The 17,568-nt window shown below is 43.7% G+C and carries 14 protein-coding genes; 2 read left to right on the plus strand and 12 right to left on the minus strand.

Annotation, left to right across the window (positions count from 1 at the left end; genetic code table 11):
• Nucleotides 1-3 precede the first annotated feature (3 nt).
• Together gcvPB and B4J50_RS07765 are read left to right on the plus strand one after the other, a co-directional pair.
• Complete coding sequence (gene gcvPB, locus B4J50_RS07760) at nucleotides 4-1,473, plus strand: aminomethyl-transferring glycine dehydrogenase subunit GcvPB (protein WP_024821638.1); 1,470 nt, start codon at nucleotides 4-6, stop codon at nucleotides 1,471-1,473.
• A gap of 85 nt (nucleotides 1,474-1,558) precedes the next feature.
• Complete coding sequence (locus B4J50_RS07765) at nucleotides 1,559-2,908, plus strand: dihydrolipoyl dehydrogenase family protein (protein WP_286847178.1); 1,350 nt, start codon at nucleotides 1,559-1,561, stop codon at nucleotides 2,906-2,908.
• Between the two features lie 134 nt (nucleotides 2,909-3,042).
• Here the strand turns inward: B4J50_RS07765 and B4J50_RS07770 are convergent, their stop codons facing one another.
• The 12 genes from B4J50_RS07770 to lpdA all read right to left on the minus strand — a co-directional run bounded on the left by B4J50_RS07770 (nucleotide 3,043) and on the right by lpdA (nucleotide 17,548).
• Nucleotides 3,043-3,747, minus strand: coding sequence for a GntR family transcriptional regulator (locus B4J50_RS07770; RefSeq protein WP_024821636.1), 705 nt, complete (start codon nucleotides 3,745-3,747; stop codon nucleotides 3,043-3,045).
• Nucleotides 3,748-3,933: 186 nt separating this feature from the next.
• Nucleotides 3,934-5,142 (minus strand): M20 metallopeptidase family protein, encoded by a 1,209-nt coding sequence (locus B4J50_RS07775; RefSeq protein ID WP_051461092.1) that lies wholly within the window; start codon nucleotides 5,140-5,142, stop codon nucleotides 3,934-3,936.
• Nucleotides 5,143-5,154: 12 nt separating this feature from the next.
• Nucleotides 5,155-6,249 (minus strand): M24 family metallopeptidase, encoded by a 1,095-nt coding sequence (locus tag B4J50_RS07780; RefSeq protein WP_024821634.1) that lies wholly within the window; start codon nucleotides 6,247-6,249, stop codon nucleotides 5,155-5,157.
• 173 nt (nucleotides 6,250-6,422) lie between these two features.
• Complete coding sequence (locus B4J50_RS07785) at nucleotides 6,423-7,952, minus strand: ABC transporter substrate-binding protein (RefSeq protein ID WP_024821633.1); 1,530 nt, start codon at nucleotides 7,950-7,952, stop codon at nucleotides 6,423-6,425.
• Nucleotides 7,953-8,039: 87 nt separating this feature from the next.
• Nucleotides 8,040-9,569, minus strand: coding sequence for an ABC transporter substrate-binding protein (locus B4J50_RS07790; RefSeq protein ID WP_024821632.1), 1,530 nt, complete (start codon nucleotides 9,567-9,569; stop codon nucleotides 8,040-8,042).
• 52 nt (nucleotides 9,570-9,621) lie between these two features.
• Nucleotides 9,622-10,818 (minus strand): M20 metallopeptidase family protein, encoded by a 1,197-nt coding sequence (locus B4J50_RS07795; protein ID WP_024821631.1) that lies wholly within the window; start codon nucleotides 10,816-10,818, stop codon nucleotides 9,622-9,624.
• Nucleotides 10,819-10,850: 32 nt separating this feature from the next.
• Nucleotides 10,851-11,453, minus strand: a complete 603-nt coding sequence (locus B4J50_RS07800) for a hypothetical protein (RefSeq protein WP_024821630.1) — start codon at nucleotides 11,451-11,453, stop codon at nucleotides 10,851-10,853.
• On the minus strand, nucleotides 11,453-12,442 hold the full coding sequence (locus B4J50_RS07805; protein ID WP_051461090.1) for an ABC transporter ATP-binding protein: 990 nt from the start codon (nucleotides 12,440-12,442) through the stop codon (nucleotides 11,453-11,455). Before B4J50_RS07805 ends, B4J50_RS07800 begins: the two co-directional genes overlap by 1 nt.
• On the minus strand, nucleotides 12,439-13,437 hold the full coding sequence (locus tag B4J50_RS07810) for an ABC transporter ATP-binding protein (RefSeq protein WP_034326199.1): 999 nt from the start codon (nucleotides 13,435-13,437) through the stop codon (nucleotides 12,439-12,441). The genes B4J50_RS07805 and B4J50_RS07810 overlap by 4 nt, the downstream gene beginning before the upstream one ends.
• Before the next feature lie 10 nt (nucleotides 13,438-13,447).
• The gene (locus B4J50_RS07815; RefSeq protein WP_024821627.1) at nucleotides 13,448-14,299 is read right to left on the minus strand and encodes an ABC transporter permease; all 852 of its coding nucleotides are present in this window, start codon (nucleotides 14,297-14,299) and stop codon (nucleotides 13,448-13,450) included.
• Nucleotides 14,300-14,314: 15 nt separating this feature from the next.
• Nucleotides 14,315-15,238 carry an ABC transporter permease gene (locus B4J50_RS07820; protein ID WP_024821626.1) on the minus strand — a complete coding sequence of 308 codons (924 nt, stop codon included), beginning with the start codon at nucleotides 15,236-15,238 and terminating at the stop codon, nucleotides 14,315-14,317.
• A gap of 588 nt (nucleotides 15,239-15,826) precedes the next feature.
• Nucleotides 15,827-17,548: a dihydrolipoyl dehydrogenase gene (gene lpdA, locus B4J50_RS07825; RefSeq protein WP_024821625.1), complete on the minus strand. Its 1,722-nt coding sequence runs from the start codon at nucleotides 17,546-17,548 to the stop codon at nucleotides 15,827-15,829.
• Between the last annotated feature and the right edge of the window lie 20 nt (nucleotides 17,549-17,568).

Consider the following 17,568-nt stretch of genomic DNA (forward strand, 5'->3'; position numbering starts at 1 on the left):
GGCATGATTAGGCTTGTACCGCCCATTTTTGAGAAAAGCGTGCCGGGGCGTAAAGGATACTCTCTTCCAAAGCTAGATGTACCTAAAAAAGACGTCGAGAGCATTATTCCTCACGCCATGTTGAGGAAAGAGGAAGCAGATCTTCCCGAGGTAAGCGAGGTCGACGTGGTACGTCACTTTACTCGTCTTTCTCAGTTAAATTACGCTGTAGACGAGGGGCTCTATCCTCTTGGTTCCTGTACTATGAAGTACAACCCCAAACTAAACGAGGACATGGCCAAACTTACAGGGTTCTCTGAGATACATCCATTGCAGGATACGAAAACCGTTCAGGGGGCATTGGCTCTCATATACGAGCTTTCTGAGATGCTGGCAGAAATCACCGGAATGAAAGCCGTCTCCCTACAGCCCGCAGCAGGAGCTCATGGAGAACTCACAGGGAATATGATCATCAAAGCCTATCACCAGCATCGCGGCGATACGAAGAGAACGAAGATGATCGTACCTGATACGGCTCATGGGACAAACCCTGCATCAGCTGCTGTGGCCGGATTCGAAGTCGTTGAAGTAAAATCCAACGAACGGGGCAATGTAGATATTGAAGCTCTAAAAGCCCTTATGTCTGACGAAATCGCCGGCATTATGCTCACCAACCCCAACACATTGGGGCTCTTTGAAGAAGATATCCTAGAAATTGCGAAGATCATTCACGACGCAGGTGGCCTTCTTTACTATGATGGAGCAAATGCGAACGCTATTCTCGGAAAAGCTCGACCTGGCGATATGGGATTCGATGTTATACACCTCAACCTCCATAAATCTTTCAGTACACCTCACGGCGGAGGGGGGCCTGGCTCAGGTCCAGTTGGCGTTTGCGAGAAACTCGTTCCTTTCTTACCCTCTCCATTAGTGGTGAAGAACAACGATAATACGTATGACTTCGATTACGACCGACCTCTTTCTATAGGGAAAGTACGTTCTTTCTACGGCAATTTTGGAGTGTTGGTCAGAGCCTACACGTATATTCGAACTATGGGGCCAGATGGATTAAGAGCAGTGGCAGAAAATGCCGTTCTTAATGCGAATTACGCACAGGCGATGCTCAAAAAAGATTTTGTTCTTGATTTCGATAGGATATGCAAACATGAGTTTGTTTTATCGGGGAAAAAGCAGCATAATGAATTTGGAGTGTCTACTCTTGATATGGCAAAGAGACTGATGGATTATGGATTCCACCCATCCACAGTCTACTTCCCACATCTCGTGGAAGAAGCCATAATGATAGAACCACCAGAAACAGAAAGCAAAGAAGAAATTGATGCATTCATACAAGCTCTCCTAGCTATAGCTAAGGAAGCTGAAGAGAAACCTGAATGCTTCAAGGATGCTCCGTACTGCACTATCGTTTCCAGGCTTGACGAAACGCAAGCTGCCAGAAAGCCCGTGCTCCGCTGGCAGCCTGAAGAAGAATAATAAGAGACACGAAGCGAAAGGGGCCCGGAGGAATATTTCTCTACCGGGTCCCTTTCTTTCATGGGAAATAGCAGGAGGTGGATTTATGTACGATGTAATCGTCCTTGGTGGGGGTCCTGGAGGAAATAAGGCCGCCGAGCTCGCTGCCAAAAACGGTTTGAAAACAGTTATGATCGAAAAAGATCGACTTGGTGGAACATGCCTCAACAGAGGCTGCATACCCACAAAAGCCTATTATGCTCGCATTGTTGGTGGGCACGGATCTGTTGAAGACATGTGGGCTCATAAAGAACAGATTGTAGGGAAGTTGCAGGAAGGGATCTCTACCCTTATGCGTATGTCTGGCGTGGATGTAGTCCACGGAACAGGTACGCTACAGCACGTTGAAGGAACAAAGGTCGTAAAGGTTCAGACATCAGATGGGGAACGCCTTATAGAAGGGAAACATCTTATTATAGCTACCGGAGCCAGATCTCTGGCTATGGCCTTCGAGGGCAGCGATTTACCGGAAGCTATTACTGGAGATTATGCTGTAACGTATCCTGAACTTTGGAAATATCCTGAATGCGGGAATATTAAATCGGTGGCAGTAATAGGAGCTGGCGTTATCGCAGTAGAACTCGCTGTTCTTCTTCGTCGAATGGGACGAGAAGTGACGATATTGAAACATTCTGATCAAGTTTTGCGTCGTTCAGATAAAGACATAAAGAAAAAGCTTATCCAGTCTCTCAAAAAGATGAAGATCAAAATGGTTGATTACTTCACCCCAGAAAAAGCCGTTCGAGAAGAAGGACATATAGCTCTTTATGGAACAACTCCTAAAGGAGCTGAAAAGATTATCTGTGACCGTTTTCTCCTCGCCTCAAGTATGGTTCCTATTCTTGATGGGTACGGCCTTGAGACAAGTGGCATAAACTATTCCAAAAAAGGGATTACCGTGGATAAACATATGCAGACAAACATACCTGATGTTTATGCCATCGGTGATGTAACCGGTGGAATGATGCTGGCCCATCTGGCAGAATATCATGCTTTAGCTGCCATAGAGCACATTCTTGGCCGAGAATATATTATTAATCCAGATCACGTTCCATGGTGTGTTTTTACAGACCCCGAGATTGCTGTAGCTGGCATTACCGAGGATGAAGCTGAGGCACGTAATATCCCTATAAAAACGGCCCGCGCCTATTTCTTAGGAAATGGAATGGCCCAAGCTCTTAATGAGACAGACGGGTTTATCAAAGTCATAGCCTCTAAAGAAAATGGGCAGATTCTCGGTGTTCACATTGCGGGACCTGAAGCTTCCTCTCTCATTGGCGAGGCAGCCTTAGCAGTAGCACAAGGGATGACGGCACGGGATGTAGCCCGAACCATACATCCACATCCAACCCTTACTGAATGCTTTAAAGACGCTCTTTTCCGTCTGGAAGAATAAAAATAGAAAAAAGAAAATGGGAGAGATTTCTCTTAATAATCTCTCCCATTGCCATCTCTTCTTTATTCTTGGCCCCTCTCTACCACTACGTGAAGCTGTGGAAAAAAGAGAAACAACCATGATATGGGATTTTATCACTCTGTATTACGTTGATTGCCTGGAGAAATAACAGCCTCTCTTCCTAACCTTCGAAATAGTAAGGCTCGCAGTTTTTCTAACTCTTTTCTTTTCAGACATTGAATAATCATGTCGTGGGTTGCAACGCTAGCCTTCATCTGCCAGTCCTTATAAAGCCATCTGTCGAAAGAACAACGAATTTGATAGAAAAGATTTCTGAGCATCTTTTTAGTCCAAAAACAATCGCTTTGAGCAAGAGAGCAAAGATAGGAGTGAAACGTCATCTCCTTCTCAGCAAACTCGAATGCCTTTTTATCTCCCAAATCAGGACTGTTCATAATCTCGTACAGTTCTTTATTGAGAACTTCGAGCTGCTCTATATCTTTCTTGCTTGGTCCTCCTTCAACAATAACAGATTCCAGAAGAGTGTGTTCCAAAAGGACACGCAACTTATTGATCTCAAAAAAATCTTCTTCTCGGAAAGTCGAAACAAACCAGCCTTTATATCTGATTGAGTAGATTAACCCCTGTTCTTCCAGCTCATTCAAAGCTTCGCGAACAGGGGACCTGCTCACACCTAAAGTACGAGAAAGCTCTCTTTCATTAATTTGATCTCCACAGCGCAACGATTTTTTCTCAAAAACCTGCTCTCGAATATGACGAATAACAAGGTCTTTTAATTTTCCTTGAAGATTGGTATTGTGCCTCTGCTCTTCTGGCATACGCATTTCCCCCATCTTGGCCGATTAATTGGTCGACCAAAATGAAATTTACCATCTAAAAGGACACTGGTCAACCTAAAAAGTCATATTGATACCTTTATTACGAATAAATAACAGTTTTCATGATATAATTATAGGTTATAAGAATATTTCAATAAAAGAATTTTTCTCCGTAACGTATTTATTCTACTGATTTGCCTCAAGAACAAACTGAACAAACAAAGCTGTGCCATATGGAAGGGCCTCTTCTGGGAAAACAAAGCTGCCATTATGAAAAACAGGCGCACCCTTTTGAGGATCACATAGGCCTAAACGTGCAAAAACACCCTCTGGGACAACTTCTAAGTATCTAGAAAAATCTTCAGAGCCCATTGCTGGAATATCAATATACTTTACGCTCTGTTCTCCAATTAGTTTCTGTGCACTCTCTCGAACAATTTTTGCTACTTCTGGAGAGTTCGTCAGAGGTGGAACTCCATAATGATAATCTAGTTTCGCTTCACATTTGTAGCTAGAAGCCACTCCCTGAACAACATCACGAATACGTTCTTCTATCGTATTTCTCGTCTCCATATTCTGGCATCTGACGGATCCCGAAAATTCTACTGTTTCAGGAATAATATTCTTTGCTGTACCGCCGTGAATTTCACAAACAGAGATCACAACATTATCGAGGGCATCAATTTGCCGAGTGATGATACTTTGAATGGCCATTACAGAATTCGAGGCAGCTAATATAGGATCACAACCTGTACGGTGAGGATACGCTCCATGACCACTCGCTCCAGTAATTTTAACGGTAAAGAAGTCAGAAGAGGCCATATATGCCCCCTCTCGCAAAGCTATCTCACCAATGTTATAAAAGGAATGCCCGTGAAGGCCCAAAATATAATCAACCTTCGGGTTATCAAGAACACCTTGCTCTATCATATATTTTGAGCCGTCCAGATTTTCTTCCGCCGGCTGAAAGAGGAGCTTCACTGTTCCGGAAAAGTGATCTTTCATACCTAGAAGTATTTTAGCTGCGCCTAACAGCATGGCTGTATGGCAATCGTGGCCACAAGCATGCATTACACCCGGAACGATAGACTTATCTGGCACATCTGCCGTCTCCTGGATAGGAAGAGCGTCCATATCTGCGCGGAGAGCCGTAACCTTTCCTTTCCCTTTTTTCTTCCCCTCAATGATGCCTAAAACTCCCACGTTTAAACCAAGAGGAACCATCTCTATTCCCATTTTTTTTAGCTCAGATTGAACAAAAGCTGTAGTTGCAACCTCTTGCATACTGAGCTCTGGCTCTCGGTGAATTTTACGTTTTACTTGAACAATATATTCTTTTAAATCAAAGGATTTCTGAAGAATTTCAGAAGCCAAGAAAGATCGCCGTCCCTTCATATCATATTTGATTTATAGGATAGTAAGTTCTTTAGAGAATAATGTGATGATTTCTTTACCTGACTCTGTCAGCATCATAAGATCTTCAATACGAACTCCAAACGTACCTTCAAGATAAATTCCCGGCTCTATGCTGAAACAGTTCCCCTCAACAAGGGGAATATCATTTCCTTGGGATATATAAGGAGCCTCATGGCCATCCATGCCTATTCCATGCCCCAGACGATGGTTAAAAGCTTCACCATACCCATGTTTTGTGATAATATCTCGAGCTACGCTATCAATATCTCTCGGAATAGCGCCAATTTGAACTTTCTCCTCTGCCGCAAGCTGCGCTTCTAAAACAATTTCATATACTTTTCTCTGCTCATCTGTTGGAGTCCCAACAAAAAAAGTTCTCGTCATGTCATGACTGTATCCATCGTACCATCCCCCTGAATCAATCATGACAACATCTCTCTCTTGCACTACACGGTTATTGTCTCTTGCATAGTGAGCTTTCCCACTATTGGGGCCCGTACTAACGCCAGGAATACGAGGAGCCCCCCCATGGGATTCGTGGAAATTCATAACGAATCTAACAATATCGCTCTCATATATACCCGGCCGAATATAAGCCTTGACAGCTTCCATCATTTTGTCATTCATAGAAGATGCTTTTCTCATAAGCTCGAGTTCTTTTTTGTTTTTTATAGATCGCATAGGAGCAAGGAGTGAAAAGCCATTGACACACTCCACATTCGTCCCTTGAACAGCGTCGATCATGTCACCGGCTTCAATACCTCTCGTGAAAGCAATTCGCGGAGAATGGGGCAACCCTACGCGAGAGAGCCCCTCTTTGAAAGTATTTTGGAACCAGTCATTATCATTCCATTCTAGGATCGGAATATCTCTCTCAATGCTTTTCACGTCTCCTCTATGAAGAGAGGGGCATAAAAAGAAACTTTTTCCTTCCTTTGTAACAAGAGCACCTTTAAGGCGGGAGTCTGGTCGGAAATCTAGTCCAGTTACATACTTTAAATCAGAGGAGGGGGCAAGAAAAACAGCATCCAGCTCTTTCTGGTTTAACAGCTCTACCAGTTTTTGGAAACGGTCGTGATCCACCATGTTTTCCTCCTGTTATTCACATTTAAATATTGAGATTGTGTCTATAGAAAGGATGCAGGCTATATAAAAACAACAACGTCGTTTGGAATATATTTTAAAAAGGCCCTGCTCCACCCTCGTATAAGAAAAGGCCCAAAGGCGAAGCAGGGCTACAGGGTCGATAGATTTGAAAACTAGTCTTCTAAGGCTAAGTCTCCCAAATAATTCAAACGGCCATCATAAAAGTTCTCAAGCCCCACCAAGTCTTTTCGCGCGCCATAGAGCTCGTTGGGCACTGTAAGGACGACCACAGGATGGAGTTCATCCAGCCGATCCCATATTTTCTGGAAGAGTTCCTTTCGTTTCCCTTCATCAACAGTGGTATTCACTGTATCTATATAGCTATCAAGAGTTTCGTCTTTCAACGCTGTCCAGTTTGTAGCCCCAATGCTCGATGAATGGAAAAGAGGAAGCCAGTACTGGCCAGCATCTCGGTTGGTCTGCATGCCCCATCTGCTTATAATAAGATCATGGGTATTTTTCTTTACTTGCTCATCAAACACTCCAGATTCAAAAACCTGAATGTTAACTTTGATTCCCACCTGGGCAAGCATGGACTGAATGACAGTAGCTCCATTAACCTGTTCCTGGAAGTTGCTCATCCACAAATCCAGTGTCATCCCATCAGCATAACCAGCCTCTTTCAGAAGTTCCTTCGCTTTCTGAACATCGCAGGAATAAGATTTTACTCCCTGTGGAGTAAAAGTGCTCGCTGCAAGAAGAGGACCGGCAGGAACAACAGATTTATCCTGGTACACTACTGCGTTATAAGCTTCCTTGTTTAAGGCGTACTCAATAGCGAGGCGTATGCGAGGATCGTTAAGGGGCTTCTTTTGAGTATTCATTCCGAGATACGTAAGCACAAGTCCAGGTGCTTCCACAACCTTCACTTTAGAAGACCCTTCCAACCTGGCACAATCAGAAGGAGGCAACGCATAGATCATGTCAACTGTACCTGTTTCAAGAGCGATCACTCGGCTGCTATCATCAGGAAGGACTAAGAAAGTTAAATTCTTGAAGTTAGGTTTCTTACCGTGATAATCTTCAAATGCTGTTAACTCTACACGCTCGCCTTTTACCCAACTCTTGAACTTAAAGGGGCCTGTCCCTATAGGATTCCGGAAATATTCCGAACCAGCTTCTTCCACTGCTCTTTTGCTATATATACTTGCATAAGGATGTTTCATAGACTCAAGCCAGCCGCCTACAGGTCCGCGAGTTTTTACAATTACCGTATACTTATCGATAATCTGGAAACCATCAGGATCGATAAATTTCCCCTTAGAGCCAGCAAACACAGATTCAGGGGATGTGGCTCGTTTTAAAGAGTAAACCACATCTTCAGCTGTCAGCTCATCACCATTATGAAACTTTACGCCTTTTTTGAGATAAAACTTATAAGTCTGGTCATCTAGTATCTCCCAGCGCTCAGCTAAAACAGGCACAAGCTCTTTTGTCTTGCCATCTACCGTAACAAGAGGCTCATTAATATGTTTAATAACGGCAAAAGACATACTATCCACAGCTTTTTGAGGATCAAGGCTTTTCGCGTCTCCTGGAATACCAAGAGTAAATGCATCCATGGAAGCTGCGAAACCCATTGTCGTTAAAACCATAAGCAACAAGGCGACACACAAAGCACGCAAAATGATTTTCTTACCCATAATATATCCATCCTTTATGGAAGAAGTTAGAGTTGCGACCGAGTTTTTACAAATCACCCAAAATAAACGCTGTCAACTCTTTAAAAGCTATTCTTGTATGGAAAGATCTCCAAGATAGTTAAGCTGCCCATCTGCAAAATCTTCCATGCCTACAAGATCTTTTCTGCCGCCATATATCTCGTCGGCAATTGCGAGAGGGACGATGGGATGGACTTCATAGAGCCTGTCCCAAGCCTGCTGCAGAAGAGCGGCACGTTCCTTTGCGTTTACTGTAATCTGTGCTTTATTAAGAATAGGCTCAAAAACAGAGTCGTTCATTCGAGCCCAGTTTGATGAACCAATAGCTCCAGAGTGGAAAAGTCCTACCCAGTACATGCCAGCATCACGGTTTGTCTGCATTCCCCATGTGGCAATAACCATGTCGTGATCCTTACCCTTGGCTTTTCCGTCCAACACTCCAGATTCAAAAACCTGAATGTTAACTTTAATTCCCACCTGGGCAAGCATGGACTGAATGACTGTAGCTCCGCTAACACGATCCCGGAAGTTACCTGTCCAAAGTTCCAGCGTGATTCCATCAGGATACCCAGCCTCTGCCAAAAGAGCCTTTGCCTTTTCAGGATCATAGGGACAGGGTTCTGCATTTGCAGGAGTAAAGGTACTTGCTGTGGGCAGAGGTCCATAAGGTTTTACAGAGTTACCCTGATACACGATCTCGTTGAAAGCATCTTTGTTAAGAGCATAATCAATAGCGAGACGAACGCGAGGATCATTCAGAGGCTTCTTATCGTTGTTCATCCCTAAGTACAGAATACGAAGTCCCGGCGCATTGACAACCTTTACCTTGGAAGAATCTTTAAGCCGATCGTAATCACTTGGTGGAACAGCATAGATCATGTCAACAGACCCTGTTTCCAGAGCAATAACACGGCTGCTATCATCAGGAAGGATAAGGATATTCAGGTTCTTAAAGTTAGGTTTCTTACCATGGTAATCTTCAAAGGCTGTCAGCTCTATACGTTCGCCTTTTACCCAGCTCTTAAATTCAAAGGGACCTGTTCCTACAGGGTTTCTGAAATATTCGTCACCTGCTTCTTCTACAGCTTTCTTATTAAAAATATTTGCATAGGGGTGTTTCATAGACTCTAGCCAACCACCTATAGGGCCACGAGTTTTTACAATCAAGGTATATTTATCAATAATTTCAAAGCCTTCTGGATCAATGTAGGCTCCTCTTGACTTTGCGAAGAGAGACTCAGGTGAAGCTGCTCTTTTCAGGGAAAAAACTACATCCTCGGCAGTAAGTTCTTCGCCGTTGTGAAACTTTACGCCTTTTTTGAGATAGAACTTGTACGTCTGGTCGTCCAATATCTCCCAGCGCTCAGCCAATACGGGAACAAGTTCTTTTGTCTTGCCATCTACTGTAACAAGAGGCTCGTTAATATGTCTAATAACGGCAAAAGACATTGTATCTGTGGCTTTGTGAGGATCAAGGCTTTTAGCATCTCCAGGGAAACCTACTGTAAGCGTGTCCATCCCTGCTGCAAAGCCAGTTGTAGCCACTATTGTCAACATTGCCACTGCAAACAATAAACCTAAAAAGCTCTTTCCCTTCATATACCGTCACTCCTTGAAAATATGATAGGTGCTACCACGTAGAATAGAAAGATCATTCATCTTCTTGAAGAGCGTCAAGGACTGCGCCTGTCATCACCTCCATACCGATAGGAATTGCCTTGTCATCAACATAGAAATCAACTGAGTGAGTTGGACAGTGCGGTCCCTCGGGAGTTCTGACACCTAAGCGGAAAAGCGCGCCAGGTGCTTTTTCCAAAAAGTATGCATAGTCTTCGCCCCCCATAGCCGGCGAAGGTAAATCCACCACACGGTTCACAGACTCCACATTTTGGCAGACTCGGCGAATACGATTGACCCATTTTTTATCTACACATGTAGGAATTATTTCAGGCGTAATCTCCACTGTGACTTTTGCACGAAGTCCCTGCCCCACGCTCTTCGCTATTTCACAAACTCGGCGATGAAATAGCTCTTGCGTAGTTTTACGAAGATAACGAATAGATCCTTCAAGAACAACAGGACCGCCAATATAGGAATTAGATATTCCTCCTTCAATGCGGCCAAAGGTGACAAAAGCACAGTCAGTAGGGGCTAACTCCCGCGATCCCAAGCTTTGAAGAGTGGTCACTATAGTAGAGGCTGCAAGAATCGTATCCACTCCATAGTGAGGATATCCTCCATGGGCCTGTTTCCCTTCTACTGTTATTTTTAACTCGTCTACACCAGCAGTCATAAAATCATCCCGAACCCCTATTTCTCCCACATATATATCTGGGAGTGCGTGAAGGGCCAAAACCCCATCCACATGAGGGCTCTCCATTACGCCTGCCTCTATAAACTCTTTCCCTCCACCTAATACTTCTTCTGCGTGTTGGAAAAAGAACTTTACGCACCCAGAAAATTGATCCCTCATCTCGCTAAGAAGCCAAGCTGTTCCAAGCAAAATAGCAGCATGAGAGTCATGCCCACAACCATGAAAAACTCCATCCTTTTTTGAAGCATATGGAACTCCAGATTGTTCTTGGATTGGCAGCGCATCAATATCAGCGCGAAGGCCTATACAACGTTTAGGGCCATCTCCTGTGCCATAAAGCTCCGCATAAACACCTGTCTTACTTCGACCAATTCTGCGGACCACATCCACATGAAAAGAACGTAGTTTTTCTTCGATCAACCTAGACGTTTCTACTTCACAAAAGCTTAGTTCTGGATTTTCATGGATTCTGTGTCTCCATTGGATAACATCATCCGATATCTCCCGAACTTTCTGTGCAAGAAATTCCTTCATGCCTCGGCCTCCGTTCCACAAAGGGGCCCTCTCTATGCAGTTTTGTCCTTCAATTGCTTTTGAATATAGGTTAAAGCCCGTCTATATGTACCTTCATTGGGACAATAAATCCGCAAAAGAGTTCCTCGTTCCCCCTTAAGAAGTATTGTTCGAAGAGCATCTACTGCCTGATAACAACGTACGTTGTTCCATGAAACTGCCTTCGTTACATTTCGCTTGGAAGTAACTGTAACGGGATCTGCTGGGAAGGGGCGCCAATGCACGCTGTCTTTCAGGGAAAAAAACTTTCCCTTCATACTTTCACTGTAAACCCTATCAACATCAAAACGATAGAGCACTATATAATGGTTTTGAAAGAGTAGAAAGGCAACAATCACAAAGGCTCCTGCTGCAAATGCAACAAGATAATTGGCAAAAATAACAGCAGTTCTCACGTAGACTCCAATCGTCACCCCACCCAAAAAAGATTGAACAAAAGTAACGAAAACGACCGCGATTCCCCATAAAATAGCCAGGGAAACACTTATATCCCACAGGATTAAAGGATTTGTTCCTATAGGCACACCTACAAACCAACGTACGTGTTCTAAAAATTGTTCTGGCTCTTGGCGTATCGTGTTTCCCATAGCTTTCATTACTTATGACGTTCCAGATGTCGCGTAAAATGGCAAGAGACAAAATGCCCTGGCTCAATCTCAGTAAGGGTTGGAGTCTCCTTCTGACAAATTTCTTGGCGATAGGCACAACGACCTGCGAATCTGCACCCTGATGGAGGATTAATCGGGCTAGGAACATCTCCTTCAAGCAAAATCCTTTTATTCTTGTTATCCAAGTCTATAACTGGCACCGCTGAAAGCAACGCTTGTGTATAAGGGTGAAGAGGCTCTTTAAAAAGCACTGTATTACCTGCCTTTTCTACAACCTGACCCAGATACATAACAGCCACTTCATCAGAGACATAACGGACAACGCTGAGATCATGAGATATAAAAAGATAGGTATAATCCCGATCTCTCTGCAAATCACCAAGAAGGTTGAGAATTTGGGCCTGAATACATACATCTAACGCAGATACTGGCTCATCAAGAACAATAAATTCCGGATCAAGAGCAAGAGCTCGGGCTATTCCAATACGCTGACGTCGCCCTCCGTCAAGTTCATGAGGGAAGGATGTGGCGAGACGCTCAGCAAGTCCCACAGTATCCATCAATGTTTTAATCTTGACATCCATTTCTTTTTTATCAGAGCACGCCTTATTGATTAACAAGGGTTCTGCAATCAGTTGCGACACTGACATTCTTGGGTTTAACGATGAAAAGGGGTCCTGAAATACTATCTGGGCTCTTTTACGGAACTCGCTTCTTTGTTCTTTATTAAATTTCAGAGCGTCCTCCCCGTCAAAAAGAACTTCCCCGCCTGTAGCTTCTATAAGGCCTATGACAACCCTTCCCAGAGTTGACTTTCCACATCCAGACTCTCCTACGAGCCCAAGGGTCTTCCCTTTAGGGATAGTAAGTGTTACGTCATCCACAGCATGCAAAAGGCCTTTATGGACATTGAAGTATTTCTTAAGATGCTTGATATCAACAAAAGCTTCATTCGTTTCGGTCTGTCCGCACACTATCGCCGACCCCCTTCAACACCCAATGGGAAATAACAATCAACAAAATGATTCGGCTCATACTCTTTCATACCACAAGCTTTTTTGTGGCAAATATCCTGAGCATAAGGACAACGAGGAGAAAAACAACACCCTTTCGGCAGATCCGTTGGATCAGGTGGAAGTCCAGGTATGACTGCAAGCTTTTTACTAATATCGCTATCAAGTTTAGGAACAGCGTTAAAAAGACCTTGTGTATAAGGATGCATCGGTTTGCTGTACAGCTGACGAATATTAGAATACTCTACGAGACGACCTGCATACATAATCGCCACATCATCACAAATTTCAGACACAATTCCCAAATCGTGAGTAATAAGGATTAACGACGTCTTCACTACCGATTGAAGCTCTTTTATGAGCTCTAAAACCTGTGCCTGAATAGTGACATCCAGAGCTGTAGTAGCTTCATCAGCGATGAGAAGGCTCGGCTTACAGGCGAGAGCAATAGCAATACCCACCCGCTGTCGCATTCCCCCAGAAAACTGGTGCGGATAATCTTTGGCCCTCTCTGTTCTGATCCCGACGAGCTGAAGCATTTCAAGAGTGCGTTTGTGCGCATCCTCTTTAGATAAATTCGAGTGAAGAGAGATCATTTCCATAATCTGCTCTTCCACTGTCATAATAGGATTGAGAGATGACATGGGGTCTTGGAAAATCATGGCAATTCGATCGCCGCGCACATGTCGCATTTCAGCTTCAGTCATCTTCATAATGTCCTGACCTTCAAAAATAATTTCGCCGTTTGTAACTTCCCCGGGAGGTGTCTGAATAAGCCGAAGCACCGCAAGAGCCGTTGTAGTTTTACCTGCTCCTGTCTCGCCTACAAGCCCCAGAGCCTTCCCCTTATGAAGGAAAAGGTTCAAATGGTTAACAGCCTCCACAACACCCGAGTCTGTATTAAAACGCACGGAAAGGTCTCGTATATCAAGAAGAGGAAGAGATTTATCATCAATCATGTCTGTCCACCTACCGTTTCTGTTTCGGATCAAGGGCATCCCGCAGACCATCACCAACACAATTCAAAGCCATAATGGTGATCATAATGGCCAAGCCAGGAGCAATGCTTAAATACGCACTGTTTCTCAGATATGGCCTTGCGGCTGAAAGCATTCCTCCCCATTCAGGGTAAGGAGGCTGAATACCCAAGCCAAGGAAACTCAAAGTAGCTGCAAAAAGAATAGCATTCGCCACACTGAGAGTAGACTGAACGATAAGAGGAGCCGCACAGTTCGGTAATATATAGAGCAAAATTATACGAGTATGACTGGCTCCCATAGCACGGGCTGCTTCTATAAATTCCATACCCTTTATAGAAAGTACCGAAGCTCTCGTGAGACGAGCAAAGCGTGGAATAGACGTTATGCCTACAGCCACCATCAGGTTAAACAAGCCAGGCCCAAGAGCAGCGGATATGACAATCGCTAAAAGGATAGTTGGAATAGCAAGCTGAATATCCATAATACGCATAAGGAAGTTATCTATTTTCCCACCGAAGTATCCGGCAATAGCTCCAATAGCCCCTCCTGCAATTAAAGAAATGGAAACAGCTATTAAGCCAACTTGCAACGAAACCCTAGAACCATAAATAAGCCGGCTCAACACATCTCGTCCAAACTCATCTGTCCCTAAAAGGTGGGCTGCAGAAGGTGGTTTTCGGATCATCATGTAGTCCTGTTCAGCGTAACCATAAGGAGCAAGATGATCTGCAAATATTGCCATGCCTATTAATATGAGAAGGATAACGAGGCCAAGAATAGCTAAGTAATTCCTCCGCAACCTTATAAGCGTGTATTTCATCATAGAATTATTCTTCAACATCTGACTCTTCCACCTCTATTTCACATGAATCCGTGGGTCGACAAAAGCATAAAGGATATCCGCTGCCAAATTAACAAAACAGAAAGCTATAGAGATAAACAGCACTCCGCCCTGAATAATAGGGTAATCACGCATGTTAATAGCCTCCAGCATCAATCTTCCCACTCCAGAGATGGAAAAAATAGCCTCTGTAACAATAGAGCCTCCCAGAAGCATTCCAAACTGCATACTGATAATGGTAAGAATTGGGATCATAGCATTGGGCAAGGCGTGACGCATAATGACTATGCTTTCTTTTTGTCCTTTAGCTCGAGCAGTACGAATATAATCGGAGCGAATAACCTCTAACATGCTCGATCTGGTTATTCTGGCAAAGAGAGCCACTGCCGATCCGGACAAAGTAATGATAGGCAAAACCATTTGGCTTGCTGAATCAAATCCCATGGAAGGCAGCCATCCCAAATGCACGGAAAAGGCGAGGATAAAAAGAAGGCCCGTCCAAAAGGTAGGCATGGAAACACCGAGTAGAGTTACAAGAGTCGTGATACTGTCTAACAAAGAATACTGACGAATTGCACAAATAACCCCCAATGGAATTCCCACTAGTGTACTAAAAGTGACAGCCCAAAAAGCGAGCTTCATAGTAACTGGTACACGCGAGGCCAATTCCATGGAGACAGGGCTCTTCATTGCATAGGAATAACCAAGATCTCCGTGAAAAACTGCCTTATAAAGATAGCGCCCCAATTGCACGAAGAAAGGGTCATCCAAACCATGCTCAGCGCGAAACGCTTCTATAGTCTCAGGAGTTGCTTCCTGACCAAGAGCAATTCGTGCCGGATCTCCAGGAGTAAAATAGAGAATTGTGAAGAGAATGATCATAACGCTCAGAACTACAGGTATAAGTAACAACATCCTCCGAATCACGTACCTAAGCACAGACAACCACCCCTCACTAAAAGTATAATTTTAGAGTGTATGGAATTACAACATAATCTGTATTTTATACATTACATTTAGAATGCATTCTTCGTTTCCCACGCCGAGAAACAGGGGCAATATAAAACACCTGTGCTTTTCCATTATCTAACTTCTTTCTTCAACGCCTCTTAGCACCGTTCTCTCTGAGCCGCTATCCACATTTTATATAGAGATATTTTTTAATAAAGGCACAGCCTGAACATAGACATGAAAAAGAACATGGCGCCTTCAAATACTTCTTTAAAGGAGTCTTTTGTCTTAAAATGCTGTATCTAATGCGTGAGATTTTGAACGTGGTCGACCGGTCGACCACGATTGGAATATAATCTACCACCACAAGCGCATGAGGTCAAATGTTAGAGAGCCCTAACAGAAAGGCAAAAAGTGTAGCGCGTTGGAGACTTTTTATTAAAAAAACGTCAGGTTTATCCATTGCAACAACTGGAACAAATGGAACAAATGCATTCTAGATGAAAAAAGAAAAAGGAGAAGGAAGCTTCTTATGAGCTCCCCTCCCCCATGTTTTCTACCTCTTATAAGTTTTCTCTACTTTTTATTTTTAGCAGGCAAATGTATCGATCGCCCTAAAGCTGCAAGCGCACCTTCTCCCAAAGCTTCTCCGACGGTAGGATGGGCGTGGACAGTAGAAATAATTTCCTCCACAGTAGCCTCAAGACGAAGCGCTAAGGCTCCTTCCACGATAAGGTCTGTTGCTCGCGGCCCAATAATGTGAACTCCCAAAATTTCTCCGTATTTTTCATCTACCACATATTTCACCAGACCATCAAGTTGATTCATTATGACACATTTCCCATTATTAATGAGAGGGAAACGCCCCACCTTTACCTGAAAACCTTGCTCTCGAGCTTGACGCTCAGTCATGCCTACTGCAGCTATTTCCGGAAACGTGTAAATAGTGTTTGGAACTGTTTTATAATCTATTTTAACTCTATGCCCCATAGCGTTTTCAGCAGCTACCATTCCCTCATGAGAGGCTACATGGGCTAACATAATAGGAGAAGCACAGTCTCCAATCGCATAAATATTGGGGACATTGGTCTCTAGAAAAACATTTACACCTATTCGGCCTCGTACAGAGGAGACCCCTGCTTTTTCTAATCCAAGGTTTTGGGTAAAGGGATGTCTCCCTACTGCTATCAAAACCTTTTCAGCCTCGATCGTCAATATTCCCTCTTCGTTTTCTACAAAAACAGTAAGCCCATTTGTTCCTCTGTGAACGCCTGTTACTTTCGACGATGTATAAAAGACAACGCCATCCCTGGCAAGCACCCCCTTAATAATTGCGGCTATTTCTTCGTCTATGTTAGGCAAAATATCTGGCAACATTTCTACCACCGTTACCTTGCAACCTAGAGAGGAATATATAGAAGCAAATTCCAGTCCGATCACCCCGCCGCCAACTACAATCATAGAAGATGGAACACTTTCCAAACGTAAGGCCTCGTTACTTGTAATTACTCCCGGGAGGTCAAATCCGGGAACAGGTGGAATGGTGGGTTCCGAACCTGTTGCTATGATAAAAATATCTCCTTCAACTATCGATTTTTCCCCTTGAGGAGATGTTACTTCTACTGCTTTAGGGGAGATAAATTCCGCTTTCCCTTCTAAAACAAAAACCCCATTAGATTTCAGCAGGACACTAACTCCACCTACCAGTTGTTCCACTACATGATTTTTTCTTTCCATAAGTTTCTGCCAATTTACAGAAATCTTCTCTACTTCCAACCCCAATATATCTCCGTCATGCAAAGCTGTATAAAGTTCTATTGTATGAAGTAGCACTTTTGTAGGAATACACCCAACATTCAGACATGCTCCGCCAAGATATCTTTTCTCTATGAGGGTTACATGGGCTCCGAGCTGAGCAGCTCGAATAGCCGCTACATATCCGCCAGGCCCCCCTCCAATAACCACGACTTCCTTTTCGGAAGATGAAGGAGGGATTGTTAGAGTGAAAGACTCTTCTTCCCGCGTTTTTTTCTCTTGGTGAAGAGAGGAAATATCTTCTCCTTTGTCTGCAAGAAAAGCTACGGGAGCCGAAACAGGTACCGCTCCCCCACATGAAACTACAACAGATGCGAGGAAACCGCTTTCAGGAGCTTCCACCTCGAAAGTCAATTTGTCTGTGCCCACAACGAAAAGGACTTCCCCTTTCTTGACCCAATCCCCTTCTTTTTTCTTCCACTCTAAAATAGTACCTTCATTCATTGTTAAGCCGAGTTTAGGCATGGTCACTGTGTATGCCATGAGTTGCCATAAGCCTCCTT

It is taken from the genome of Aminobacterium sp. UBA4908 (genome assembly GCF_002398115.1).
Classification (GTDB): domain Bacteria; phylum Synergistota; class Synergistia; order Synergistales; family Aminobacteriaceae; genus Aminobacterium; species Aminobacterium mobile.